The sequence below is a fragment of the Enterobacter sp. WP_7_1 genome (genome assembly GCF_003688535.1).
GTDB classification, from domain to species: domain Bacteria; phylum Pseudomonadota; class Gammaproteobacteria; order Enterobacterales; family Enterobacteriaceae; genus Enterobacter; species Enterobacter asburiae.
On record NZ_REFK01000002.1, the window covers coordinates 182,227 to 208,119 of the forward strand.

The window sequence follows — 25,893 nt, forward strand, 5'->3', positions numbered from 1 at the left end:
TCCATGCTCTTCTTATCGCCAATTCTGGACAGTCATCACGCTTATTTAATACTCAAGGTGAGGTCAACATTAGAAGGATACCTGTTCATGCGTACCCCATACTGCGTCGCCGATTACCTGCTGGACCGTCTTACAGATTGTGGAGCCGATCATCTGTTTGGCGTGCCGGGCGACTATAACCTGCAGTTTCTCGACCATGTGATAGACAGCCCGGATATCTGTTGGGTGGGCTGTGCCAACGAATTAAACGCCTCCTATGCCGCGGACGGATACGCCCGATGTAAGGGCTTTGCCGCGCTACTGACGACATTTGGTGTAGGAGAGTTAAGCGCCATGAACGGCATCGCGGGCAGCTACGCCGAGCACGTTCCGGTACTGCATATTGTAGGCGCGCCGGGTACGGCGTCACAGCAAAGAGGAGAGTTGCTGCACCATACGCTGGGCGACGGTGAGTTTCGTCATTTTTACCATATGAGCGAACCGATCACCGTTGCACAGGCGATCCTGACTGAACAAAACGCCTGTTACGAGATTGACCGGGTATTAACTACCATGCTCCGGGAGCGTCGTCCCGGCTATCTAATGTTGCCTGCGGATGTGGCAAAAAAAGCCGCCACGCCTCCTGTAAACGCTCTCACTTTCAGGCACACGCATGCCGATAGCGCCTGCCTGAAAGCGTTCCGGGACGCCGCTGAGAACAGGCTGGCCATGAGCAAGCGTACGGCGCTGCTGGCCGATTTCCTTGTCCTGCGCCATGGCCTGAAGCATGCCCTACAGAAATGGGTCAAGGACGTGCCGATGGCACACGCCACTATGCTGATGGGTAAAGGGATATTTGACGAGCGTCACGCCGGGTTTTACGGCACGTATAGCGGTTCGGCAAGCGCCGGTGCCGTTAAAGAGGCGATTGAAGGGGCAGACACGGTACTGTGCATCGGGACGCGATTTACCGATACCCTGACCGCCGGCTTCACGCATCAGCTAACCCCGTCACAAACAATTGAAGTTCAGCCTCATGCCTCACGCGTCGGTGACGTCTGGTTTACCGGCATCCCCATGCTTCAGGCGATCGAAACGCTGGTGGAGCTGTGTAAACAGCACGTGCACGATACGCCGGTACCGTCGTCTCAAAGCGCGATGGCATATCCGCAGCCTGATGGCTCGCTGACGCAGGACAATTTCTGGAAAACGTTGCAGACGTTTATCCGCCCGGGAGACATCATCCTTGCGGATCAGGGCACCTCGGCCTTCGGGGCGATCGACCTTCGTCTTCCGGCTGATGTGAATTTTATCGTCCAGCCGCTGTGGGGATCAATCGGCTACACCCTGGCCGCAGCGTTTGGCGCGCAAACCGCCTGCCCAAACCGGCGCGTGATTGTGCTGACGGGGGATGGCGCGGCGCAGCTCACCATACAGGAGCTTGGCTCGATGCTGCGGGATAAACAACACCCGATCATTCTGGTCCTTAACAACGAAGGGTACACGGTGGAAAGAGCGATCCACGGGCCGGAACAGCGATATAACGATATTGCGCTATGGAACTGGACGCAAATCCCGCAGGCCCTGAGCCTTGATCCTCAGGCCCAGTGCTGGCGGGTCAGTGAAGCGGAGCAGCTGGCGGATGTCCTTGAGAAAGTGGCGCACCACGAGCGGCTCTCGCTGATTGAGGTGATGCTGCCGAAGGCCGATATCCCGCCGCTGCTGGGGGCGATTACTAAAGCGCTGGAAGCGCGCAATAGCGCCTGATTACTTGTCGTTTCGCCAGGCCATCATCATCGGTTTGCCCGCCAGCAGGAGCCAGGCGGGCAACATCACGATACAGAGCAGGGGGAAAAGCGTCGAATCGGGTACCACTACCGCCGCCATAAACAGGCTGAGCCAGGCGTCGCGTGTGACCACCAGAACCAGCCCCAGAATAGAGCAGGAGACGGTAATGGCCGCAGGCACCGCATCGACGTGTTCGTGCAGCATCAGCCCCAGCGCTACGCCGACAAAGACCACCGGGAAAATGCGTCCTCCGCGGAAACCGCAGGCTGCAGCCACCACCAGCGCGGCCAGCTTAATCAAGGCAAACAGCAGATAGTCGGAGACGCTAAACACCTGGCTGAAGGCCAGCTGCTGCATCTCGTCCAGACCTTTGAACAACGTCACCGTCCCGCCGATTGCTCCTAAAATACCTAGGATCAAACCACCAGCCCCCAGAACTAACACCGGGTGTTTAAGTTTATGCATCAGCCGGTGCAGGCGAGGAAGACACCATACCGCCACCATTCCCAGCGCGATGGCGATCGCGACGACGATGGCACCGCTGAAAATATCGGCTATCTGCATTTGGCCGTAGTGGGGGAGGGAGAGTGAGAAGTGGGGATGGAAAAACAGGCTGGTCGTCAGCGCGCCAGCGGCTGCTGCCATCAGCGGGGCAAACAGCTTATCCCACAGCGGGACGTCGTTATTGCTGCTGAGCGTCTGAGAAAAGATCAGTGCGGCAGCGACGGGCGTGCCGAAAAGCGCCCCGATGGTGCCTGCGGAGGCGAGGATGGTCCAGTCCAGCGCGCCGACGCGGGGCAAAATGCGTGAACCGAGGAAAACCGCCAGGCCAATATTCACCGCCATTATCGGATGCTCCGGCCCCAGGCTGACGCCGCCGGCCAGACCGATAATCAACGCAATGAGCAGCCCGGGCAGTGCCGAAGGGGGAACCGGGGCGCCAATCAGCGGTTCCTGCGCCGGATCGGGGCCGGCATGGCCGGGACTGAAACGGATCACCAGGCCTACCGCAATACCGGTCAACGTCAGCATCACAATGATCCAGGCAGGAGAATCAGCGCTGACCCCCAGTTTTGTCGGAAGCGCCGTCCATAACATGGCTTGCAGCACCGACGCGACTTTCATCACGACAATGAGCACCAGACTTGAGGCCACGCCAATAATTAGCGCCGGAGTTGCCAGCAACAGCATGGTTCTGGCTCGCGGGTGGAGCATGATGATTTCCTTGTACAAAACGGTATTACGTTACTTTGCACATTAAGCTTTATGGCAATAGTGCAAAAGGTGCTGAAACGGTAAAGTTATTCTGTGACGAAGATCGATAATCCATGGGCATTCACCTTATGGCCGTTGTTGTTATCACGCCTTGAATTTACAGTGTCCCAAAGATTTATTCTGACTTTAGCGGAGCAGTAGAAGAATGACAAAGTATGCTTTGGTAGGTGATGTGGGCGGCACGAACGCGCGCCTCGCATTGTGCGATGTTAGTAGCGGTGAGATTTCCCGGGCGAAAACCTATTCCGGGCTGGATTATCCAAGCCTTGAAGCCGTTGTCCGCGTCTATCTGGAAGAGCATCAGGTGAGCGTTGAAGACGGCTGCATCGCGATAGCCTGCCCGATAACCGGCGACTGGGTCGCAATGACCAACCATACCTGGGCATTCTCCATCGCCGAGATGAAAAAAAACCTCGGTTTTTCGCACCTTGAAATCATCAATGACTTCACCGCGGTGTCTATGGCGATCCCGATGCTGAAGCCAGAGCATCTGATCCAGTTTGGCGGCGCTGAACCGGTCGAAGGCAAGCCGATTGCGGTTTACGGGGCCGGTACCGGCCTGGGCGTGTCGCATCTGGTGCATGTTGCTCAGCGCTGGGTAAGCCTGCCGGGTGAAGGCGGCCACGTAGACTTTGCGCCTAACAGCGAAGAAGAGGGCATTATCCTAGAAGAGTTACGCGCTGAGATCGGCCACGTCTCCGCCGAGCGCGTTCTTTCAGGTCCGGGACTGGTGAATCTGTACCGCGCGATTGTGAAATCAGACGGGCGTCTGCCGGAAAACCTGCAGCCAAAAGACGTCACCGAACGCGCGCTGGCGGACAGCTGCATTGACTGCCGTCGTGCCCTGTCGCTGTTTTGCGTGATCATGGGACGTTTCGGCGGCAACCTGGCGCTGACGCTGGGCACCTTCGGTGGGGTCTATATTGCGGGCGGGATCGTACCGCGCTTCCTCGACTTTTTTAAAGCCTCGGGCTTCCGCGGCGGGTTTGAAGATAAAGGGCGTTTCAGAAGCTACGTGCAGGACATTCCGGTTTATCTGATCGTGCATGACAATCCAGGACTGCTGGGTTCCGGGGCCCATCTGCGTCAGGTTCTCGGTCAAATCCTCTGACGCAGAGCCCTCTCCGGCGGGAGAGGGCGCTTTCTTTACAGGTGCATCAGCTGACGAAACTCTTTCACCTTGCTGCGGCTTACCGGCACCTGAAAATCCAGATCCTTCAGACGCAAAATGTAGGTGTTGTTAAACCACGGTTCGATCTCGCGGATCTTATTTAAATTCACGCAAAACGACCGGTGGCAGCGGAAAAAGTGGGCAGCCGGGAGCTTGCTGCAGAATTCGGTAATGTTCATCGCCATCACGTACGATTCCCGTCGGGTATAGACAAACGTCATCTTTTCGTGCGCTTCGGCGTAGTAGATATCGTTGACCGGGGTCACGATGATGCGCTCGTCTTTGACCAGATTTATGGTGTCGTTTTCGCGTACCGTTGGGGAGGCGCTAGCGGGAGCGGTTTGCTGCTGCCAGGCGGCCTCCAGCTTTTGCAGCATGCTGACAATCCGCGACTCCTGATAAGGCTTAAGAATATAGTCAAACGCCTCCAGCTCGAAGGCCTCTACGGCGTGCTCTTTCCAGGCGGTAACGAACACAATAAACGGCTTATGGGCAAACTGATTGATGTTTTGCGCCAGCAATACGCCATCCAGCGACGGGATATTGATATCCAGGAAAATCGCATCGACCCGGTTATGCTGCAAAAATTTCAGCACGTCCAGACCATCATCAAATGTACCCACAATCTCCATCTGGCTGTGGGTTTTGATAAGCCAGGTGAGCTCCTGTTGAGCCAAGAATTCATCTTCTACGATGATAACTTTCATGGGTTACTCCACCTGGGGCAATAGTGATGTCGTCGTATGCGCGCGCGAGCGCTCATTCGGGACGTAAAAAGCAATTTCGGTACCCGGCTCAAGACGTTGAATATGCAGCCCGTCGCCGTAAAGCAGCTTGACCCGGTGGTGCACGTTCAGCAGACCGATTTTATTCCCCGGCATCTCGTTAGACTCCACGCGCTCAATGACTTTTGGATCAATGCCGTGGCCGGTATCGCGAACGGCAATCCGCACCCGGTTGCCGCTTTCGGTGACGCTGATGGTGACGACGCCTTTGCCTTTACAGGGCTGAATACCGTGAACAATCGCGTTTTCGACCAGCGGCTGGATAAGAAGGCTCGGGATCACGCAGTTGACCTCTTCATCAATATCGTAAATGACCGTGAGCTTGTCGCCAAAGCGGGCCTGCTCAATCGCAATGTAGTCCTTGATCTGATAAAGCTCTTTTTTGATGTCGATCTGCTCGTCATCTTTCAGCTCAATGTTGTAGCGCAGATAGCGCGACAGGTTAAAAATCAGCTGGCGCGCGGTGTCCGGATTAAGGCGAATGGACGAGGAGATAGCGTTCAGAGCGTTAAACAGGAAATGGGGATTAATTTTACTCTGCAGCGCGCGCAGTTCAGCCTTATTTGCCATCTCGCGCAGCTGTTCCGCCCGCGAAACCTCAAGCTGGGTGGAGATAATCTGCGACAGGCCGATGGCCATCTCCTGCAGCGTCGAGGTGATCTGATGCGCGTGGCAGTAATAAATTTTCAGCGTGCCCGTCACGACGCCTTTCTCCCACAGCGGGATCACCAGCATCGAGTGGATTTCCGGCGTTCGGTGGGCTTCATCATTGTTTTTAATAATGATTTTACCGTAGTTAATCGCCTGTCTGGTGGTCGGGCTTATGGTGTCATCGTTGTCGCGATAGTTGTGCTCCCCGACGCCAACGTAGGCCAGCACGTGGTCAATATTGGTGATGGCGACGGCGTCAGCGTGGATGTCGTGGCGGATAATTTCGCAGACCTGACGCAACGATTCCGCGTTAACGTGGCGGAAGAGCGGCAGCGTTTTGTTGGCGATATCCAGCGCCAGCTTGGCCTGACGGGCGGCGCTGGCCTCTTTTTCCCCTTCAACGCTTTGCACCAGCAGCACGATAAAGCCGATGCACACGCTGCCCAGGATCATCGGAATACCGATTTTCGAAACGATATCCAGCCCCAGCGCGGTGGTGGGGGCCCAGACGACGACCAGGATCATGGTCAGCGTTTCGCACACCATGCCTGCGACGATCCCGGCGCGCCAGCGCTGTTTTTTCGGGATTTTGCGGCTGATCCAGCCGGAAAGCACCCCGGCGATAATGCTGGTGATAAAGCACGGCACCGCCGTTACGCCACCGATATCAATCAGGTAGCGGTGCGTCCCGGCAATCAGGCCGGTGATGACGCCCACCCACGGACCAAACAGAATCCCGCCGGACATGACGGCGATAATGCGCACGTTAACCAGCGAACCTTCTACCGGCACGCCGGACCAGGTGCTGAACAGGGCGAACAGCGAAAAAATGGCGGTAACGGCCAGCAGCTCTTTTGGCGAGTGGGCTGATTTGTGCAACAGCTCGCGAAACAGGCGAATGCGAATGAGGAAGAACAGGCAAATCAGCATTAATGCCGCGCGGTCAAAAACCGCCAGCAGCATAGTGAATATTTCGTGCACGAGTAGACCTGGGAAAACGGGAAAGAACCATGATAAAAAACCTGGCGCGTATTGACCAGCTATCCGTCAGGTTTATCAAATGAGGAAAAACCATAATTTAGAAAGGGGATTATCTGGCGATGACCGAGGCGTCCTGTTTTTTTTCTTACCGGCGCATCGTCAGGTAACTGGCTTGATATCATTCTGTTAAATAACAGCTACCAGAAAGCCGATCCCGAAACAGGGGCTTCCGCTTTTAGGCGCAGCCGGGTTCCGGTTTTCAGACGATCGCTTTTTTTTCATTTCCCTCTCGACAGCATGATTTTTTTCAGGTTATTTTCTAAACATGCCACATCGGTGGCAGCGTCGCTCGGACGGTCCGGGCGCTAACGTTAATCTGAGGAATCTATGGCTGAATTCAGTCCTGAACGCCGTTTTACGCGTATCGATCGTCTCCCCCCTTATGTTTTCAATATCACTGCTGAACTGAAAATGGCTGCGCGTCGGCGCGGCGAAGATATTATCGATTTCAGCATGGGTAACCCTGACGGCCCAACGCCACCGCATATCGTTGAGAAGCTCTGCACGGTAGCCCAGCGCCCGGATACGCACGGCTACTCAACCTCTCGCGGCATTCCCAGGTTACGTCGCGCGATCTCGCGCTGGTATCAGGATCGCTATCAGGTTGATATCGATCCGGAAAGTGAAGCGATTGTCACCATCGGCTCGAAAGAGGGGCTGGCACACCTGATGCTGGCTACGCTGGATCATGGCGATACGGTTCTGGTGCCTAATCCAAGCTACCCGATCCATATCTATGGCGCGGTGATTGCCGGTGCGCAGGTCCGTTCTGTGCCCCTGGTGGAAGGTGTCGATTTCTTTAACGAACTGGAACGTGCGATTCGCGAAAGCTATCCGAAACCCAAGATGATGATCCTCGGTTTCCCCTCGAACCCAACGGCGCAGTGCGTGGAACTCGATTTCTTCGAGAAAGTGGTAGCCCTGGCCAAGCGTTATGACGTGCTGGTGGTTCACGATTTAGCCTATGCTGATATCGTCTATGACGGCTGGAAAGCCCCGTCTATTATGCAGGTCCCGGGCGCGCGTGATGTGGCGGTAGAGTTCTTCACCCTGTCAAAAAGCTACAACATGGCGGGCTGGCGTATTGGCTTTATGGTGGGTAACAAAACGCTGGTGAGTGCCCTGGCGCGCATTAAGAGTTATCACGACTACGGTACCTTCACGCCGCTGCAGGTCGCGGCTATCGCTGCCCTGGAAGGCGATCAGCAATGCGTTCACGAGATAGCCGCCCAGTATAAGCGCCGCCGCGACGTGCTGGTAAAGGGGCTGCATGAAGCGGGCTGGATGGTGGAAATGCCGAAAGCGTCCATGTACGTCTGGGCGAAAATTCCGGAGCCGTATGCGGCGATGGGATCGCTGGAGTTTGCCAAAAAACTGCTGCAGGATGCGAAGGTGTGTGTGTCACCGGGCATTGGCTTTGGTGATTACGGCGACACGCATGTGCGTTTTGCCCTGATTGAAAACAGCGACCGTATTCGTCAGGCGGTGAGGGGCATCAAGAGCATGTTCCGGGCCGACGGTCTTCTCACCTCAAAGAGCGTCGCTGAACACCCCGCGTCGTCATGACATAAAAAAACAGGAGCCGATGGCTCCTGTTTTTTTGACAGCATGTTCTTCACTAGATCATCAGGGCAAAGGTTCCGGCCCAGACTAAAACAATCACCGAAATGCCCATAAAGAAATATTTCACGTTTCATCGCTCCGCGTATCTTGTGGTACGCATTTAAAAACAGAGTCCACCTGATTATAGAGAACTGAAATCCGGTCCAAACGGAAATGAGAATTTTCCCGTTACGCCGTCAACTCCAGCTCAGAATTCTGTGCTTTCCTGTTGCCAGACGGCGCTAATGTACGCTTAAAAATGAGGGGTGACAAGAGGGATTTTTTTAAATAATTTCCGTTACTTACGGGTGTCGTGGAACGGCGACAGTTTGATTTCGCTTCGCAATAAATTCACTTTGGGCGACGCATTGAAAAGATGCTTACTCAGCGGAAGGACAGGTGATTGAAAAGGTTAGTTTCTTAGCGAAACTAACCTTCATGAAGGGTTAAATATAGAGCGAGGTTTCGCCAAGAGGGCGGGTTTTGAAACGACGGTGCATCCACAGATACTGCTCTGGCGCGCGCATGATTTCAGTTTCGATGACTTTATTGATAAACGCTGCGGCTTCGCATTCGTTTTCCGGATAGTTAGCCATTTCAGGGGAGATGTGCAGACGATAACCTGACTTATCTGCTTTTCTCACCATCGTCACGGTCAGCATGGAGGCACCAGACAGACGTGAAATGACAAAAGTACCGTTAGTCGTCGCAACATCTTTCACCGCAAAGAAAGGCGCAAAGCTGCTGCCTTTACGTCCATAATCCTGATCGGGGGCAAACCAGACGGCCTCTCCTTTCTTGAGAGCACCGACCATACCGCGCAGGTTATTACGGCTGATCATCGCCTTATTGGAGCGCATGCGACCTCGCGTCTGCACCCATTCCATAAGCGCACTGTTGTGCGGTCTGTAGGTTGCCATCATTGGCTGGCAAAGCCCCATCACGCGGCCGCCCAGCTCCAGTGACATAAAGTGAACGCCGACAACCATCACGCCGCGTTTTTGCATCTGCGCGCGTTTAAGGTTATCCAGCCCTTCAACATCAAACCATTTGCGGACACGCTCATCCGGCCAGAACCAGGCCATGCCGGTTTCAAGCAGCGCCATGCCGATAGACTTGAAGTTTTCAGCGATGAGTTTCTCACGCTCTTCGGCATTGTACTGCGGGAAACAAAGCTCAATATTTTTACGCGCGATGGATTCACGACGTTTCAGGAAAACGCGGGAAGCGCTGCCCAGTTTCGACCCCAGCAAGCGCAGGACAGGGTACGGAAGTTGAACCAGCAGCCAGAGTACGCCAAGACCAAACCATGTAAACCAGTAACGCGGGTGTAAAAACGCACGTTGAAATTTGGATTGAGACAAAATAGTAGAACCTATGTGAAGCCTGTAAAGGTAGCGCAGAGTTTGCGATACGACGTGCCGATAAGACCGTTCTTCAAGGTGATGGTTGCAGACTTTACCGAACTTTACGGCGTTGCCTGGCCACTGCTGATTTGGGCGGGCGGCGTAATGTAGCACCGTTATACGATATGTGCTATTACTCGTTTTTGATTAAAAAAGCGGCGATTCGGGAGGTGTTTGATTTTACACTGTATAAATTCCAGAAGTAAGAGCAGCCTTCATGCCTGAGGGGAGAACTGAAGCCTTTGCGTAAGCAGGAGTAGGCCGACAAAAGAGCAGCAGTGTTTATTTTCGGACCTGCATATGCGTTTTATTTCCCCTTCGAATAATATATAAGAATTTTCTTTGTGAAAATTCTTATATATTATTTATGCCATCAATCAATTCGTCGCTTATATTTATTCATTAGCCTCTTCCTTTTATCTTATCGCAATAACCTGTCGCTGTTCATTCGTCTTTTTTTGATATCATGCCGTGATATAAATCAAAACAAGATGGTTTTATTAGCATCTCTCTGTTTGCGATCCTTTTTACGATACAAATATTCGCTTCGCATGAAGAAAGCAGTGTCTTTTACTAAGGCGAATGGATAATTCGTAATAATGTCTTGGTGGAAAATCCTTAAGAAATTTCTCATTGCGGATAAATGATCTGTATATTTGATTTTACGTCGATCATTATTCTAATATTGCGCATCAAGAACGATACCGTGAAGTTGGCGTAGCAAAAACACAGAGGGATGATGAAATGGCTGACAGTTTTCAGAATGAGGTGCCTAAGGCACGTATAAACCTGAAGCTTGACCTGCATACGGGCGGGGCAAGCAAGAAAATGGAATTACCGTTGAAATTACTGGTTGCGGGTGATTTTAGTAATGGTCAGGAGTCTGCTCAAATATCTGATCGTGAGAAGGTTAACATCACGAAAAATAATTTCGACAGCGTTCTTTCTGAATATTCCCCAAAACTTAATCTAACCGTTAAAAATACGCTGTCTGAGGATGGTGGTGAGGACTCTATTCAGCTGACTTTTCAGAGCATGAAAGATTTCACGCCAGAGCAGGTGGCTGCTCAGATACCGCAGCTGAAAGCAATGTTGGCGATGCGCAACTTGCTGCGCGATCTGAAGGTTAACTTGTTGGATAACCAGACTTTCCGAAAAGAGCTGGAAAAAATCGTTCTGGACCAGTCGCTTAGTGCTGAGTTGCGAAATGAACTATCCGCGCTGGCATCAAGAAAATCGTAACCATCACGCTGTTTTAACGGATTTATCAAGGAATGCTCATGTCTGTACAAAATAATATTGCCGGGAGTGAAAGCGTGGTGCTGGAACGTCCTGCTGCGGGTGGGGTTTACGCCTCCCTGTTTGAGAAAATCAATCTGAGTCCTGTCTCCGAGTTGAGCGCATTAGACCTCTGGCAAGATGCGCAGGCGATGTCAGATGCGACCGCTGATGAGCGTCTGACTGCAGGTATGCAGGTCTTTCTGGAATGTCTGACCAAAGCAGGCGCGAAGGTCGAAAAACTGGATAAAAGCCTGATCGATCATCACATCGCTGAGCTCGATTACCAGATCAGCCGCCAGCTGGACGCGGTTATGCACCATGACGAGTTTCAGGCGGTCGAAAGCCTGTGGCGTGGAGTGAAGTCACTGGTTGATAAAACAGATTTTCGCCAGAACGTGAAAATTGAGCTTCTGAGTATGTCCAAAGAAGATTTGCGCCAGGACTTTGAAGACAGCCCGGAAATCATCCAGAGTGGTCTGTATAAACACGCCTACATTGATGAATATGATACCCCAGGCGGCGAGCCGATTGCGGCTCTGATTTCCGCTTACGAGTTTGATGCTTCAGCGCAGGATGTCGCTCTGCTTCGCAACATCTCCAAAGTATCCGCTGCTGCACATATGCCGTTTATCGGCTCAGCAGGCCCGAAATTCTTCCTCAAGGAGTCAATGGAAGATGTCGCGGCGATTAAAGATATTGGTAACTATTTTGACCGCGCAGAGTATATCAAGTGGAAATCGTTCCGCGATACTGACGACGCCCGCTACATCGGCCTGGTCATGCCGCGCGTATTGGGACGTTTACCGTATGGCCCGGACACCGTTCCGGTTCGCAGCTTCAACTATGTCGAAGAAGTCAAAGGTCCGGATCACGACAAATACCTGTGGACGAATGCATCGTTTGCCTTCGCTTCAAACATGGTGCGTAGTTTTATCAATAATGGCTGGTGTGTACAAATCCGCGGCCCGCAGGCTGGTGGTGCGGTTCAGGACCTGCCTATTCATCTTTACGATCTCGGTACCGGCAATCAGGTAAAAATCCCGAGCGAAGTGATGATTCCCGAAACCCGCGAATTTGAATTCGCGAATCTGGGCTTCATTCCTTTGTCCTACTACAAAAACCGCGACTATGCGTGCTTCTTCTCAGCCAACTCCACTCAGAAACCGGCGCTGTATGACACCGCTGATGCGACGGCGAACAGCCGCATCAACGCCCGTCTTCCGTACATCTTCCTGCTGTCGCGTATCGCCCATTACCTGAAGCTGATTCAGCGCGAGAACATTGGTACCACTAAGGACCGCCGACTGCTTGAACTGGAGCTGAACACGTGGGTCCGCAGTCTGGTTACCGAAATGACCGATCCAGGCGACGAGTTGCAGGCTTCTCACCCGCTGCGCGACGCGAAGGTGGTAGTGGAAGACATCGAAGACAATCCGGGCTTCTTCCGCGTGAAGCTGTACGCCGTCCCGCATTTCCAGGTGGAAGGCATGGATGTAAATCTGTCGCTGGTTTCCCAGATGCCGAAAGCCAAATCGTAAAAACAGGCAGGAAGCTGATGAAAACGGAACAACCGTTATGGGGCAGGGGCATTATGGTCTCTCCCCAGCATTTTCAGCAACAGGTCGCGTATGCGGCCTGGTCTGCCGAATGTATTGCCCGACTGGGCCTCTCCTGTCCATGGGGGGTTATCAAGGCCACCTTCGAACCGGAAGCTCTCAGGCTTGGACGCCTGCAGGCCCATCATCTGCATGTCCGTTTTCAGGACGGTACGCTGATTGATACAGATAATGCGGATACCCTGCCACCGGTCCTTTCGCTTGAACGCGAATCGCAGGAGGTGACGGTGGTACTGGCACTCCCGCTGCTGCGGTCAAACGGCGGCAACTGCCTGAAACCCGAAGAAGTGGCCGAGCGTCCGGTGCGATATCGTCAGCGTTGGCGGGATGTGCGCAATGCCTATGGAGATGACACCCGTCAGATTGCCGTAATGCAGCCCGAACTGACCCTGCGTTTTGCGCATCAGAACAACAGCGATTACCTGATTTGTCCGGTCGCCCGACTTCAGCAAGACTCGCAGGGTACATGGCAATTAGACGAGACGTTTCTTCCTCCACTGTTGACTCTCCAGGGCAGCCGTTGGCTGGTTACTCAGCTTGAACAACTCATGGCCCAACTGCGGGCTCGTCTGTGCCGTCTGATGGCGATGCGGCGTGAAAGCAATGAGCGAATGGCAGACTTCGCCGTGGCCGATGTATCACTGTTCTGGCTGCTCAACGCGCTGAACAGCGCTGAGCCCGTGCTTGGCCAGTTCCAGCGTAACCTGCAAAGCCCGCCGGAGCGTCTGTATCCGGAACTTTCTCGCCTGGCAGGGAGCCTGCTGACCTTCTCTCTGGAACATCAGGTGAGCGCTATACCGATCTGGCACCACGAGCAACTCAATATGGTGTTTCCGCCACTGTTTGATTTGCTTGGCGATTTGCTTGAAGCCAGCTTGCCGTCCCGCGTGGTGGCCCTGTCACTCGACTATGACCCACGACTGCACTTCTGGCAGGCTCGACTCCATGACCCGCGTCTGCGCGAAGGGGCTGATTACTATCTTTCTGTGCGCTCGCCGATCCCAGTAGCGCAACTGCAGGAACAGTTCCCGCGTCAGTGTAAGGTGGGCAGTCCTGACCATGTGCGGGGGATCGTCAACTCTTCCCGCGTGGGCGTGCCGTTGATGCCATTGCGCCATGTACCAGCCGCCATTCCGCTGCGCCTGGAAAATCAATATTTCAGTCTCGATCTCTCCCATCCTCTGGCGACTGAGATGCTCCAGAGTGGGACGTGTATGTTTTACGTCCCGGGCATGCTGGGCGAGCCTGAACTTGAACTCTTTGCGGTACTGAGAACATGAGTGAACGTAAACACGGCGCCGCCGTATCTGTTGATATTGACGCACTGCTGCAGAATACCTGGCTGCAGGTCATTAGCCTTCGTCATGGACCGCAGTTTCAGGAAGGTAAAGGTCGGGTTTTGTGGGAGCGTTGCGTCGCTGACGTGGAGCGCGTTCAGCGCGAACTGAAAGCGAGTGAACTCGACGAAGCCAGCTGTGAGCATATCCTCACTGCACAGTGTGCATTACTTGACGAAGCGGTCAAAGGGCGCGGTGTGGAGGATGACGCCTGTGTGCAGTGGTATGACATTCCCCTGCAGGGACACTTCCTCGGCACGATGGACGCCGGCGACACCCTGTGTGACAGGATGCGTGATGTCCTGCGTGAACCTGCGCCAGACAATGCCGTACTGACCTGCTTCCAGCGGGTAATGATGCTCGGATTTATGGGAAGTTTCCGCTCGCTGAATGATCCTGAACGCCAGAAGCTGGTCAGCGCACTCAGTGAACATGTCGCGCCGTTCAGCTTTCCTCAGACCCACCCTGTTCTGGCAGAAAGCCGTGCCGGATGGGGAATGGGCGGATGGCTCGCATCATGGCCTGCACGTATTGGACTAAGCGTGATTGTTCTTGCCGCACTCTGGTGGGGACTGGATCGTTGGCTCGATCAGATGCTGCTGACCCTGCTGCCGGGAGCTATAAAATGAGTCCTGCACAACAGCGCGGGCTTGCGCTGTGGGCCGTTCTGCTTAGTGCAGTGGTCTGCCTGGGCTTTCTGCCGGTATCCCGGCTGGCTTCAGTGCTTGTTCTGCTGGCGATGCTTGGGGTCATCTTAGTGTTCTGGTATATCACCAGACCTCGTGGAGAGCATGATGTCACCCTGCGTCTGGATGACCTTCCTGAATCCTCTTACCGTCAACCCGTGGTGCTGGTTTGTGGCGATCTGCCGCTGACCTGGCCGCAGCAGTCATCAGTACTCATCGTCACGCAGGGATGCTGGATCCGCGTTGAGGAACATCAGGATCTGGAGCAGCTAGCCCGTCAGATTCTGTGGCAGCGCCCGGACTGGGGGCGTCAGCTGTCGGTGATGGTCAGTGTCTGCCCGCAGAAACACGTCGACAGCGAAGCCCTGACAAGTCGTCTGCTGGCTCTGCGCTGGCAAATCAGCCAGCTGCGTAAAGAAACGGGACATTCTGTGCCATTGATTTTGAATGGTCAGATCGGCAGCGCGATGACGGATGACATGCTCTGGCAGGCTGCTATTCCGGGTGAAGGGTGGACTGTCTGGCGTGAGTCGAATGCGCCTTGTTCAATTGCCGCGTGGGTCTCAACTGGCGGTGCGCCTGTGATGGAGCAGCAGGTGCTGATGAACAGCCTGATGAGCTGGTTCCATCAGCATGTCCAGGCGGTATTCATCGATGATAATCCTGATGTTCCGACCATTGCACCTGCAGCGCAGCTGTGGGGAATGGGGCCGATTCTTGCCGGAAGTCTTGCATCTTCAGCCTGGACGGCGTGGTTATCGCGTCATACTGCCATGCAGCAGGTGGCTGGCTGGCAACCGGTAGGGACGGACAGTACGGTGATCTCACCCTTACCGGATTTCATCCTGCCGCTGCTACCGGAGGGAAGTGGACTCACTCCCCGTGCCCGCATCTGGCGCTGTGTCCTTGGTCTTTTCACCCTGGCGGCCATCGCCGCGCTGCTCAGCAGTGGCTGGAACAATCGCCAGCTGTTGCATCGCGTGAGCTTCGATATAGGCCGTTATGACAGCCTCTCCATGGATGACTACGGCCCGAAGGCTAGCGCCGTAGCGGCCCTTCGTGAGAATGCGGCGCTGCTGGATGACTATGCACGTAACGGCGTACCGGCCCGACTGGGTTTGGGGCTTTATCAGGGGGAACGTCTACGTATGCCCCTTCTGGAAGCGATCCGCTCGTATGTGCCGCCGCCTCCTAAACCGCAGCCAACCCCAAAACCGGTGCCGAAAATTGTGAGGCTCGACAGCATGTCGCTTTTCGATTCGGGCAAATCTGCGCTTAAAGCCGGCTCCACCAAAATGCTGGTGAATTCTCTGGTCGGCGTGAAGGCGAAACCGGGCTGGCTGATTGTCGTGTCCGGCCATACCGATAACACCGGCAATCCGCAACTAAACCAGACGTTGTCTCTGAAACGTGCCGAAGCGGTGCGCAGCTGGATGCGTGATACCGGAGACGTGCCGGAAAGCTGTTTTGCGGTGCAGGGCTATGGCGAAAGCCGCCCTGTCGCAACCAACGACACCCCGGAAGGGCGTGCGCTTAACCGCCGTGTCGAAATCAGTCTGGTACCGCAGGCAAGTGCCTGTCAGATACCCGGCAAACACCCGGCGCCATCGGAGGATGATGGCGTCTCAGAAAATAAAACGGAGTAATTAACATGGCAATTCCTGTTTATCTTTGGCTGAAGGACGACGGCGGCGCGGACATTAAAGGGTCTGTGGACGTTCAGGATCGTGAAGGCAGCATCGAAGTGGTTGCACAGGAGCATAACCTGTACATCCCGACCGACAACAACACCGGCAAGCTGACCGGAACCCGTATCCACACGCCGTTCCTGTTCACGAAGGAAATCGATTCCTCCAGCCCGTACCTGTACAAGGCGGTGACCACCGGTCAGACCCTAAAATCCGCTGAGTTCAAGTGGTACAAAATCAACGACGCGGGCCAGGAAGTGGAGTACTTCAACACCAAACTGGAAAACGTGAAGGTAGTGAAAGTGAATCCTGAAATGTATGACATCAAGGATCCTTCGAAAGAGAAGCACAACCACCTTGAACGCGTTGAACTGCGTTACGAAAAAATCACCTGGACCTACAAAGACGGCAACATCATTCATTCCGATTCCTGGAACGAACGCGCCACGGCGTAATCCTGATGCGGGCAGGTTTTCCTGTCCGCAGTTTTTTGCTGAGTGCCTGAGATGCGGGCACTCAGCAAAGAAAAAACAATCTGCCTGCCTGACCTTATGCGCTTTGGTGAACAGCGAGGGGCGGTAGCGTGTCCAGGAACCGACAAAGAGAGAATCTCATGGAAAATCCAGCCATCCTGTTACGTCGTCTGAACCCTTACTGTGCCCGTGCGATGGAAGGCGCGGCGTCGCTCTGCCAGACCCGCGCCCATGCGGAAATTTTGCCGGAGCACTGGCTGCTAAAACTGCTGGAGCAGGGGGAAGGTGACCTGACGGTGTTGGCGCGTCGCTATGAATGGGATATGGATGGCATCTGGCAGGATTTGCTTGGCTGGCTCGACAGACAACCTCGCTCCGTGCGCCATCGCCCCCAGCTGTCTGATGCCATTCAGACGCTGATGCAGGAAGCCTGGATGATTGCCTCCCTTAACAGCGAAGAGCACATTCGCAGCGTCCATCTGCTGATGGCCCTGGTGGAAAAACCAAAACTGGCACGTTGTGACGGTCTTTGGCCGTTGTTAACGCTTGCTCAAAGCCAGCTGGAGCGCCTGCGGCCTCTGCTGGATGCGCAATCGGATGAACGTCTGGAAATGCAGCGCGAAGCTGAACTGGCGCAGAGCCTCGGTGGTGAGATGGAATTTGTCGGACGTCCGGCTGGTGTGGAAATGAAAGAGGGGGAACTGAGCCCTGCGCTGCAGAACGCGCTGGATAAATTCACCCTCGATGTCACTGCCAAAGCGAAGGAAGGGAAGATCGATCCTGTGTTTGGCCGCGACACAGAAATCCGCCAGATGGTGGACATCCTTTCCCGCCGCCGTAAAAACAATCCGATCCTGGTCGGCGAGCCGGGCGTGGGGAAAACTGCACTGGTTGAAGGTCTGGCGTTGCGTATAGCCGAGGGTAATGTGCCGGAATCCCTCAAAACGGTTACCCTGCGCACCCTTGACCTGGGTCTGCTGCAGGCTGGCGCGGGCGTGAAAGGTGAGTTCGAACAGCGTCTGAAAAACGTCATCGACGCGGTGCAGCAATCGCCTGTACCTGTTCTGCTTTTTATTGATGAAGCGCATACCATCATTGGCGCAGGTAATCAGGCAGGTGGTGCAGATGCGGCCAACCTGCTGAAACCGGCGCTGGCGCGTGGCGAACTGCGTACTATTGCGGCCACCACCTGGTCTGAATACAAACAATACTTCGAGCGTGACGCCGCGCTGGATCGCCGTTTCCAGATGGTAAAAGTGGATGAGCCTGACGATGACACTGCCTGCCTGATGCTCCGTGGCCTGAAATCCCGCTATGCCGAACACCACAATGTGCATATCACCGACGATGCGGTTCGTGCGGCAGTTACTCTTTCGCGTCGTTATCTGACCGGACGTCAGCTTCCTGATAAAGGGGTCGATCTGCTGGACACCGCTGCCGCTCGCGTGCGTATGAGTCTCGATACGGTACCGGAACAGCTAACCCGCCTTCGCGCGAGTATAGCTGCGCTCGACATGGAGAAGCAGGCGTTACTGGAAGATATCGCCATTGGCAATCAGTGTCATGCCGAACGTTTGAGCGAGATTGAGCAGGAAGAGGTGCGTCAGATAGTCACACTCGACGAACTGGAAACCCAGTACGGTCAGGAGATGAAACTCACCGAGCAGCTACGCGAAAGCCGTCAGGATATATCACGCCAGAGTGAGACTCACAGGCTGCAACAGGAGCTTAACGAGATGCAGCACAGCAACCCGCTGCTCTCCCTGGATGTGGATGTCCGCACCGTTGCCAATGTGATTGCCGACTGGACAGGCGTGCCGTTGTCTTCGCTGATGAAGGACGAGCAGACCGAACTGCTGGCCCTGGAAAATGAAATCGGTAAACGTGTGGTTGGGCAGGATGTAGCGCTTCAGGCTATCGCCCGGCGTCTGCGTGCGGCAAAAACGGGTCTCACCTCCGAGAACGGTCCGCAGGGCGTATTCCTGCTGGTAGGGCCGAGTGGTGTGGGGAAAACCGAAACCGCGTTTGCGCTGGCGGATGTGCTGTACGGCGGTGAGAAATCCCTCATCACCATCAACCTGTCCGAGTATCAGGAGCCGCACACGGTGTCGCAGTTGAAAGGCTCGCCACCGGGTTATGTCGGTTACGGCCAGGGCGGTATTCTGACCGAAGCCGTACGCAAGCGCCCGTATAGTGTGGTTTTGCTCGATGAAGTCGAAAAAGCGCACCGTGACGTGATGAACCTCTTCTATCAGGTCTTCGACCGCGGATTTATGCGCGACGGCGAAGGGCGCGAAATCGACTTTCGCAATACCGTCATCCTGATGACTTCCAATCTCGGAAGCGACCACCTGATGCAGCTGCTGGATGAAAACCCGGAAGCCACGGAAGCAGACCTACACGAACTGCTGCGCCCAATCCTGCGCGATCATTTCCAGCCCGCGTTACTCGCCCGCTTCCAGACGGTGATTTACCGTCCGCTGGCTGAAGCTGCCATGCGTACCATTGTGGAAATGAAACTGTCACAGGTCAGCAAGCGCTTGCACCGCCACTACGGGCTGACCACGCAAATTGACGAGAGTCTCTATGACGCGCTGACCACAGCCTGCTTGCTGCCGGACACCGGTGCGCGCAACGTCGATAGCCTGCTGAATCAACAAATTCTGCCGGTGCTGAGCCAGCAGTTGCTGACCCACATGGCCGCCAGACAGAAACCAGCGTCGTTAAGCCTTAGCTGGAGTGAAGAGGAGGGGATCGGCCTGGAGTTTGATCGGATACAGGGAGTAAACGCATGAGCAACAATCCTCCGTTAAGATTCAGCCATAACCACCACCTTCTGGTGGTGAAGGGCTGTGAGGCCGAACCCGACGTGCTGGCTTTTGACGGCGACGAAGCCCTGAGCCGACCGTTCAGCTACCGTGTTGAGTTCACCAGCCGCGATCACGGCATCAGCAAAGAGATGATGCTGATGAAGCCCGGCTCGTTGACGCTGCAGGCCCCGGTTGACCAGGGTTATGGCATCAAAATCCAGCAGCCGCTGCGGGTGATTCAGGGGGTGGTGACCGGTTTTGAACGCCTTGGCACCTCAAAAGATGAAACGCACTACGCTCTGACGCTCCGGCCACGTCTGGCACTGCTTGACCGTTCGTACCAGAACGCCATTTACCAGGACATGTCGGTCCCGCAAATTGTGGAAAAAATCCTGCGCGAGCGTCATGGCATGCGCGGTCAGGATTTTCTGTTCTCGCTCATAAAAGAGTATCCGCGCCGTGAGCAGGTGATGCAGTACGGCGAGGACGATCTGTACTTCATCACCCGCCTGCTGGGCGAAGTGGGCATCTGGTTTCGCTTCACCACCGACACGCGCCTGAATATTGATGTGGTGGAGTTTTACGACAGCCAGCAGGGTTACGAGAAAGGCCTGACGCTGCTGTCAGTGCCGCCGTCCGGCCAGCATTCACAAGGTGTGGACTCGGTGTGGGGGATGGAGAGTCATCACAGCGTGGTGCAGAAGCAGGTCAGCACCCGCGACTACAACTACCGTCAGGCCACGGAGGATATGAATACTCTGGTTGACGTCACCCGGGGGGGCGCGACCACGTACGGGGAAGCGTACCACTATGCCGACAATTATCTGACGCCGGGCAGCGCGTATGACCTCAATCCTGCGCCCGAGTCCGGTGCGTTTTATGCCCGCATCCGGCATGAGCGTTACCTGAATGGCCAGACGCAGACCCGGGCCATTACCAGCAGTCCGGCGCTCTCTCCGGGGATGCTGCTGAAAGTCACCGGCGGGTATGAAGTGGCTGACGTGTTTGCTCAGGGTGTGGTTATTACGGCGATGCGGACGTATGCCCGCCGGGATAAGGACTTTGCGGTTGATTTTGACGGCATTCCGGACAGCACGGATTTCAGCTTCCGTCCTGAGCCTGGCTCGCGTCCGGTGATGGCCGGGACGCTGCCGGCACGTATCACGAGCACCACTGAGAACGACACCTACGGCCATATCGATAAAGACGGCCGCTACCGCGTCAACATGCTGTTTGACCGTGATAGCTGGGAGACCGGATTCGAAAGCCTGTGGGTGCGGCAGTCGCGCCCTTATGCCGGCGACACCTACGGCCTGCACCTGCCTCTGCTGGCGGGCACCGAAGTGGCGATTGGCTTTGAGGATGGTAACCCGGACAGGCCGTACATCTCTGGCGTGCTGCACGACTCGGCCCACGGCGACCACGTCACCATCCAGAATTACAAACGCAACGTCCTGCGTACCCCGGCGAACAACAAAATCCGCCTTGATGACGAGCGCGGGAAAGAGCATATCAAGGTCAGCACCGAGTACGGCGGCAAGAGCCAGCTGAATCTCGGTCACCTGGTCGACAGCGAAAAACAGCAGCGTGGTGAGGGGTTTGAGCTCAGGACGGACAGCTGGGGTGCTATTCGTGCACAGCAGGGTATTTTCATCACCGCCGATGCACAAATCAAAGGTCAGGGACAGGTTCTGGCGATGGATGCGGCGCTGGGGACACTCAATCAGGCGCAGCAGTTAGCGAAGTCACTGAGCGATGCTGTAGCCACTGCGCAGGCTGAACTCGCGCAGATCCAGGCACAAAAAACATTGCTGGAATCCTCTATCAAAGATCTGCAGCAGTCCGCGTTGCTGATAAGCGCCCCGGACGGGATAGCTCAGGTATCACCGCAAAGTATTCAAATCAGCAGCGGACAGAACTTTATTCAGACCTCCGGCGAGAACAGTGACTTTAGCGTCTTCAAAAAATTCACCGTTGCCGCAGGCGAGATCATCAGTCTGTTTGCCAAAACGCTGGGTATCAAAATCTACGCTAATAAAGGCAAGGTGGATATTCAGGCTCAGGGGGATGAAATGGCACTGACCTCCCTGAAGGCCATGAAAATTATTAGCAAGAGTGATGAGGTTTATATCCAGGCCAGTAAAAAACTGACGCTGAGCTGTGGCAAAACGGCGGTGGTGATTGAGCCGTCGGGGATCACGATTTTGACTCCGGGTGATGTGAATGCCAAATGCGCCAGTATCAACCAACTGGCCCCTCAAAGCTTCAGTCCGGCGCAGCCTGAATTACCACCTGAAGCAACCTGTGTGGAGAGCGCCCGCTGATGAAGAGTATTGCGACGATAGCGGAATGCCTGAATGCAAGACAGGATGAATACCGGTATTTGTTAATCGACCCATTGAAGCCAGTAATGTCGTGGAATCCCTTGCATCCTGATTGCCTGAAAGAGGGGATAGGTTCTAATTTCTTGCAGCGGGTACTGCGTCCAGACCTGGCATGGTCACCGGAGCACTGTCCATTGTTAGTGCTGCTGGCTTCGCCTGGCGAAAATTGCGATGAAAGGTTAATTGAAGAGAGTGAAGAATATGCTCTCAGTGAAGTCCTGTATGAGAAACGCTATGTTTGCGGCTGGATGAGCGCTTCATTACATCCTCAAGAAATGGCGACCTGGCTTGCAGAGTTGTGTAAAAAAATCAGACCGGGCGCAATTGTGCCAGTGTTTGAACCCCTGCGCATTGAGCTGTTACGGAGCACGGCAGATCCCGCTCAGTTGTCCACGTTGCTGGCACCCATCGGTCGCTGGATATTCCTTTCTGCTATAGGAGAACAGACGGTCTTGTCAGGTGCAGTAAACAGTAAGGAATGGCAACTAAAGTGGGGGACTGAACAGGCACTGGATAACTATCGTGATATCTGGCGTCTGCTTTCTGCGTGGGGTCTTACCTCAGGACCTCTACCGACAGACGCTGCCCGACAGGCAGCAAAAGCCTGGGCTGGATCGGGCAAGGTTGGGCTTAACCATCTGAGCGATCGGATTTTTCTCGTACTTAATTCGCTGACGTTACCAGCCAGCGTGACCATACACGATGAAATGAAGGCGCTCCTGCAAAAAGTGGCCAGCAACCCAGATTTGCATCTCACGCAACTTATGAAAACGCTCCCGGACGCAGTCTGGCAGGAACAGCGCTCGCCTGAGCCGAAAGTGGAAGGAATTTAATGATGGGTACGCGAGATAAGGCAGGCAGTAACGCCGAAGCAAGTCAGCAGGCAGCAGTGGTTCCGTCAGGTTGTAAAGCCTGTAAACGTGAGGGCGTTGCCATTTATCCTCTGCGCGTGGCCGCAATTCCACAGCCTCTGGTAAATACCGGTTGGCAACCTGCGGTTCCTACCCAGGATATTGAGCTAACCGGGGGGGAGTTTAAATATGCCCTTCGCACCTTGCGTCAGGGCTATGTTTATGTGTTGCTGGACAAATCAGTCTGGCAGGCCTACCAGGTCACCGCCGAAGGCTTTTTACGTCAGTTCAATGCCTACGAGATGCCGGAAAGCGAAACAGTGGATTCACTGAGCCCGGCATGCCTGACGCAAAACCATGATGTGCTGGCAAGCTTCATCAATATTGATCCTAACTACTCGCAGGCGATGGTCGGATTTAGCAGCGATCCATGGTGTAAAACGGTCCTGGATGAATATAAAAGTGGAAAGCGTCCTGCTACACGTTTTACGCAGGTTACCGTCTCGGATGGAAAAGCGACGATAGAAGGAGCAAGCCGTAGCCTGACACTCGATCCCTCTTTGTCTGCGCTCAAAAGCAACGCGCTGGAATTTGCGACGGAATCTTTCCCTTCCGTCGTCGGCAAAGATGCCGACCCTGACGGGGCCCATGGTTTTTACCCGCGAATGGAAAAGAGCAAGCAAACCGCCCTGGGTAACCAGATTGCTCAGCTGCAACAGCAGTATGGCGCTCCTGTAAAAGCCATCGTACTGGATGATGTAGTGGGCGTGGTAGAGGAAATTAACCACGGTCGCCTGGATGTGGTTCAGGCACTTGCCACGTACACGTCTGAAAAGAGCAACATTCACCAGAAAACCATTTCAGATGCGATTGTGCAGCTACGGGCATCCACAACAAAGCAGACTGAAAACGATCCGAAGATTCAGGGATTCTCCACGCCGGGTTACAGTACGTCGTATTCCGTCAGCCGTGAAAGTGCAGTTGCTATTGAGTTACGAAAAGCTCTGGGCCGCATGGAGGAATACTACGACGAGCCTGCGCGTGCGGCTTTTGCCAGCAGTTGGCAGTTAACCGTGGACGGTTATAAGCAACAGATGGCAGCTATCTGGCAGGATCTCGACAACCTGTATACCTCTGCGCTGTGGCTGGTACTTCTGAATAACGACTACTCGCCGGAAACCAGCGTAGTCAGCTGGCACTTCCAGCTGCGAACCATTACTGCTTGTCTTCAGGGTAGCCTGGCCGGATGCGATACTGAAAAGATCCAACAAGGGGGCAAAAAACCGCAGTGGGCAGGCTGGCTGGCAGATCCAATGAGCCCACCGCTGATGGCTTTGCTGCGCAATAAGCATGATTTTTCAGCAGAAGTGTTCAATGGATCGCTGACCTATTCGAACCTGAAAGCAGTGCTGAACAGCAAAGAGGCCAGCGCTTTTGTTAACAATAAAGCGTACCAGCAATTAGCCGCAAGCCTGGTCAGTGCGATTGGCGGGGCGTACAGCGGTCTGTGGAGCCTGCTGTCTGAATCAGCTAAAGGCGGTGTGTTAAGGACGTTGCAGGGGGTGGCGTATGTGGCGGAAGGCAGCCCGGTTGTAACCGTTTTTACCGGGGAAATGACCATCCGGGATTATCAGAATCTTTTGCGCACCCAGCTTGATGTTCATGGGAAATCGCCCCTGACTATGCAGACCGAAGAGGCTGGGGGGGCAATGCGCTCAACGCGTGTCGGGCACTGGCTGCAGGTGACCGACTCGGTCGTGCTGGAGCAAAGAATCCAGGTTCGCCTGACGGCTCCGCTGAGCAATCAGGGGAAATTATCCGGCATTACCATGCTGACACCGGATGTGATTGATAACTCATTAACTCGCGGTGAAATCGCGCTGGGCCCGGCAGAGATGCGCGGCATAGGCCGCTACCAGGCCACAATATCGACCGATTTCCAGAGTGGCCTGCTGGGGTTGATCCTGGCCGGAATATTGATTAATACCACCTTCAATAATATTGAAGCTCTGAAAACGGCGATGCCGGGTGATACGCAGGCGCAAATGTCCATGACCTCGGGCTCGCTGATTGCGCTGGCCTGCGGGGTTGAAATACTGGGCCAGGGCTCGGCGGTGCTGAACTTATTTAATAAGGGAGATCTGTTGATCAGAGGGGCTGGGATTATTGGAGGATTGACGGGTATTGTTGATGGAATAGCTCTAGGGATGAAAACTTGGGCATTAATTGAATCAGGTGACACAATGGCTGCATTGTTTTATGGGTTTGCAGCTATATCTACGCTTATTGCCGGTGGTGTTGGGTTTTCATCTAGTATCGTTGGTAATTTTGCCTTATTTAGTGAAACCACTCTTTTACTTGGTCCAGTTGGCTGGTGCATCGCACTGGGTGTCGTGGCTGTAACGTTGATGACGATTGGCAACGCTTATACCCGTTCACCGCTGGAACGCTGGTTGTCACATACCTGCTTTGGTAACCGCGACGAGTGTGATGAGAGTGAGGTGGTGTGGCATAAGGAGAGCCTCTCTGATATGCGCGAAGCCATGAAGGCGCTGCATGTCATTGCCAGCGGCGTGTCTGCCCAACTTGTAGGTGATTGGTTCGCCGATATGACGAATAATACTCGATTGCTGGGCAACCGGATGATGGCGGCTCGGGTTATCCTTGCCGACTGTAGCCCTACGGGATCCGACTGGCTGGTGGAACTGACCGCTACGGGTGGTGGGTCACATCAGGTGCTGGCCCGCAGTGGATCAGATGCAAAGCTAGCAGGACTAAAAACACCAGAACCGCAGAGTTATGAAACAGCGGCCCAGCAGATTGGTCGAGGAGAATTGACGCCTATGGTACCCGCCGTGATGACAAAGGCAATATCTGCAACCTCTCTGAACGCCAGCTGGCTGGTCGCTGAAGGAAAACCGCAGGGGCTGCAATTGGATGGTGAATTCCCGCTAAACTTGTCTCGTTTTACCGGCGCTGAGCTGACGGTCACCTACTGGCCGGATAAAACTCAGCAGGATAATAGTTTACAGTTGACTACCCAACTGGACAGCTGATTCGATAAGGATG

General features: G+C 54.5%; 19 protein-coding genes. 14 read left to right on the plus strand and 5 right to left on the minus strand.

The window, feature by feature from the left end:
* Positions 1-87 precede the first annotated feature (87 nt).
* The gene (gene ipdC / locus BJ885_RS10265) at positions 88-1,746 is read left to right on the plus strand and encodes an indolepyruvate decarboxylase (protein WP_047647143.1); all 1,659 of its coding nucleotides are present in this window, start codon (positions 88-90) and stop codon (positions 1,744-1,746) included.
* Here the strand turns inward: ipdC and BJ885_RS10270 are convergent, their stop codons facing one another.
* Positions 1,747-2,982 carry an ion channel protein gene (locus tag BJ885_RS10270; RefSeq protein WP_121931867.1) on the minus strand — a complete coding sequence of 412 codons (1,236 nt, stop codon included), beginning with the start codon at positions 2,980-2,982 and terminating at the stop codon, positions 1,747-1,749.
* A gap of 205 nt (positions 2,983-3,187) precedes the next feature.
* Between BJ885_RS10270 and glk the strand changes: the two genes are divergently transcribed.
* Positions 3,188-4,153, plus strand: a complete 966-nt coding sequence (glk, locus tag BJ885_RS10275) for a glucokinase (protein WP_023308713.1) — start codon at positions 3,188-3,190, stop codon at positions 4,151-4,153.
* Between the two features lie 35 nt (positions 4,154-4,188).
* Here the strand turns inward: glk and BJ885_RS10280 are convergent, their stop codons facing one another.
* A complete protein-coding gene (locus BJ885_RS10280) occupies positions 4,189-4,920 on the minus strand; it encodes a LytTR family DNA-binding domain-containing protein (protein WP_121931868.1) in 732 nt (243 codons plus the stop codon).
* A 3-nt stretch (positions 4,921-4,923) separates the two neighbouring features.
* On the minus strand, positions 4,924-6,630 hold the full coding sequence (locus tag BJ885_RS10285) for a sensor histidine kinase (protein WP_023308711.1): 1,707 nt from the start codon (positions 6,628-6,630) through the stop codon (positions 4,924-4,926).
* Between the two features lie 387 nt (positions 6,631-7,017).
* On the opposite strand from BJ885_RS10285, the gene alaC reads away from it, so the two are divergent.
* Entirely contained in the window at positions 7,018-8,256 is a 1,239-nt protein-coding gene (gene alaC, locus BJ885_RS10290) for an alanine transaminase (protein WP_023308710.1), read from the plus strand.
* A 52-nt stretch (positions 8,257-8,308) separates the two neighbouring features.
* Here alaC and ypdK read toward each other — a convergent pair whose 3' ends face one another.
* Both ypdK and lpxP read right to left on the minus strand, forming a co-directional pair.
* On the minus strand, positions 8,309-8,380 hold the full coding sequence (ypdK, locus tag BJ885_RS10295) for a membrane protein YpdK (protein ID WP_099458937.1): 72 nt from the start codon (positions 8,378-8,380) through the stop codon (positions 8,309-8,311).
* Between the two features lie 358 nt (positions 8,381-8,738).
* The gene (lpxP, locus tag BJ885_RS10300; protein ID WP_029741363.1) at positions 8,739-9,659 is read right to left on the minus strand and encodes a kdo(2)-lipid IV(A) palmitoleoyltransferase; all 921 of its coding nucleotides are present in this window, start codon (positions 9,657-9,659) and stop codon (positions 8,739-8,741) included.
* Positions 9,660-9,671: 12 nt separating this feature from the next.
* Between lpxP and BJ885_RS23295 the strand changes: the two genes are divergently transcribed.
* The 11 genes from BJ885_RS23295 to BJ885_RS10350 all read left to right on the plus strand — a co-directional run bounded on the left by BJ885_RS23295 (position 9,672) and on the right by BJ885_RS10350 (position 25,880).
* Positions 9,672-9,809, plus strand: coding sequence for a hypothetical protein (locus BJ885_RS23295; RefSeq protein ID WP_162791110.1), 138 nt, complete (start codon positions 9,672-9,674; stop codon positions 9,807-9,809).
* Between the two features lie 633 nt (positions 9,810-10,442).
* Positions 10,443-10,940, plus strand: coding sequence for a type VI secretion system contractile sheath small subunit (tssB, locus tag BJ885_RS10305; RefSeq protein ID WP_121931869.1), 498 nt, complete (start codon positions 10,443-10,445; stop codon positions 10,938-10,940).
* A 32-nt stretch (positions 10,941-10,972) separates the two neighbouring features.
* The gene (tssC, locus tag BJ885_RS10310; protein WP_029741365.1) at positions 10,973-12,517 is read left to right on the plus strand and encodes a type VI secretion system contractile sheath large subunit; all 1,545 of its coding nucleotides are present in this window, start codon (positions 10,973-10,975) and stop codon (positions 12,515-12,517) included.
* A gap of 14 nt (positions 12,518-12,531) precedes the next feature.
* Entirely contained in the window at positions 12,532-13,875 is a 1,344-nt protein-coding gene (tssK, locus tag BJ885_RS10315) for a type VI secretion system baseplate subunit TssK (RefSeq protein WP_183128630.1), read from the plus strand.
* Positions 13,872-14,561 carry a type VI secretion system protein TssL, short form gene (tssL, locus tag BJ885_RS10320; protein WP_121931871.1) on the plus strand — a complete coding sequence of 230 codons (690 nt, stop codon included), beginning with the start codon at positions 13,872-13,874 and terminating at the stop codon, positions 14,559-14,561. Before tssK ends, tssL begins: the two co-directional genes overlap by 4 nt.
* Complete coding sequence (locus BJ885_RS10325) at positions 14,558-16,264, plus strand: OmpA family protein (protein ID WP_121931872.1); 1,707 nt, start codon at positions 14,558-14,560, stop codon at positions 16,262-16,264. The genes tssL and BJ885_RS10325 overlap by 4 nt, the downstream gene beginning before the upstream one ends.
* A gap of 5 nt (positions 16,265-16,269) precedes the next feature.
* The gene (hcp, locus tag BJ885_RS10330; protein ID WP_023325816.1) at positions 16,270-16,761 is read left to right on the plus strand and encodes a type VI secretion system effector Hcp; all 492 of its coding nucleotides are present in this window, start codon (positions 16,270-16,272) and stop codon (positions 16,759-16,761) included.
* 158 nt (positions 16,762-16,919) lie between these two features.
* Positions 16,920-19,574 carry a type VI secretion system ATPase TssH gene (tssH, locus tag BJ885_RS10335; RefSeq protein ID WP_121931873.1) on the plus strand — a complete coding sequence of 885 codons (2,655 nt, stop codon included), beginning with the start codon at positions 16,920-16,922 and terminating at the stop codon, positions 19,572-19,574.
* Positions 19,571-21,913: a type VI secretion system Vgr family protein gene (locus BJ885_RS10340; protein WP_121931874.1), complete on the plus strand. Its 2,343-nt coding sequence runs from the start codon at positions 19,571-19,573 to the stop codon at positions 21,911-21,913. Before tssH ends, BJ885_RS10340 begins: the two co-directional genes overlap by 4 nt.
* Positions 21,913-22,806, plus strand: coding sequence for a hypothetical protein (locus BJ885_RS10345; protein WP_121931875.1), 894 nt, complete (start codon positions 21,913-21,915; stop codon positions 22,804-22,806). Before BJ885_RS10340 ends, BJ885_RS10345 begins: the two co-directional genes overlap by 1 nt.
* Positions 22,806-25,880, plus strand: a complete 3,075-nt coding sequence (locus tag BJ885_RS10350; protein ID WP_259467212.1) for a T6SS effector BTH_I2691 family protein — start codon at positions 22,806-22,808, stop codon at positions 25,878-25,880. Before BJ885_RS10345 ends, BJ885_RS10350 begins: the two co-directional genes overlap by 1 nt.
* Positions 25,881-25,893: the final 13 nt, after the last annotated feature.

Bases quoted from the DNA above. Each gene is read 5' to 3' on its own strand.
- BJ885_RS10325 (WP_121931872.1), top strand. From the start codon at position 14,558: ATGAGTCCTGCACAACAGCGCGGGCTTGCGCTGTGGGCCGTTCTGCTT.
- tssL (WP_121931871.1), top strand. From the start codon at position 13,872: ATGAGTGAACGTAAACACGGCGCCGCCGTATCTGTTGATATTGACGCA.
- BJ885_RS10350 (WP_259467212.1), top strand. From the start codon at position 22,806: ATGATGGGTACGCGAGATAAGGCAGGCAGTAACGCCGAAGCAAGTCAG.
- BJ885_RS10345 (WP_121931875.1), top strand. From the start codon at position 21,913: ATGAAGAGTATTGCGACGATAGCGGAATGCCTGAATGCAAGACAGGAT.
- BJ885_RS10270 (WP_121931867.1), bottom strand. From the start codon at position 2,982: ATGCTCCACCCGCGAGCCAGAACCATGCTGTTGCTGGCAACTCCGGCG.
- glk (WP_023308713.1), top strand. From the start codon at position 3,188: ATGACAAAGTATGCTTTGGTAGGTGATGTGGGCGGCACGAACGCGCGC.
- tssH (WP_121931873.1), top strand. From the start codon at position 16,920: ATGGAAAATCCAGCCATCCTGTTACGTCGTCTGAACCCTTACTGTGCC.
- BJ885_RS10280 (WP_121931868.1), bottom strand. From the start codon at position 4,920: ATGAAAGTTATCATCGTAGAAGATGAATTCTTGGCTCAACAGGAGCTC.
- BJ885_RS10340 (WP_121931874.1), top strand. From the start codon at position 19,571: ATGAGCAACAATCCTCCGTTAAGATTCAGCCATAACCACCACCTTCTG.
- ipdC (WP_047647143.1), top strand. From the start codon at position 88: ATGCGTACCCCATACTGCGTCGCCGATTACCTGCTGGACCGTCTTACA.
- hcp (WP_023325816.1), top strand. From the start codon at position 16,270: ATGGCAATTCCTGTTTATCTTTGGCTGAAGGACGACGGCGGCGCGGAC.
- alaC (WP_023308710.1), top strand. From the start codon at position 7,018: ATGGCTGAATTCAGTCCTGAACGCCGTTTTACGCGTATCGATCGTCTC.
- tssC (WP_029741365.1), top strand. From the start codon at position 10,973: ATGCTCATGTCTGTACAAAATAATATTGCCGGGAGTGAAAGCGTGGTG.
- tssB (WP_121931869.1), top strand. From the start codon at position 10,443: ATGGCTGACAGTTTTCAGAATGAGGTGCCTAAGGCACGTATAAACCTG.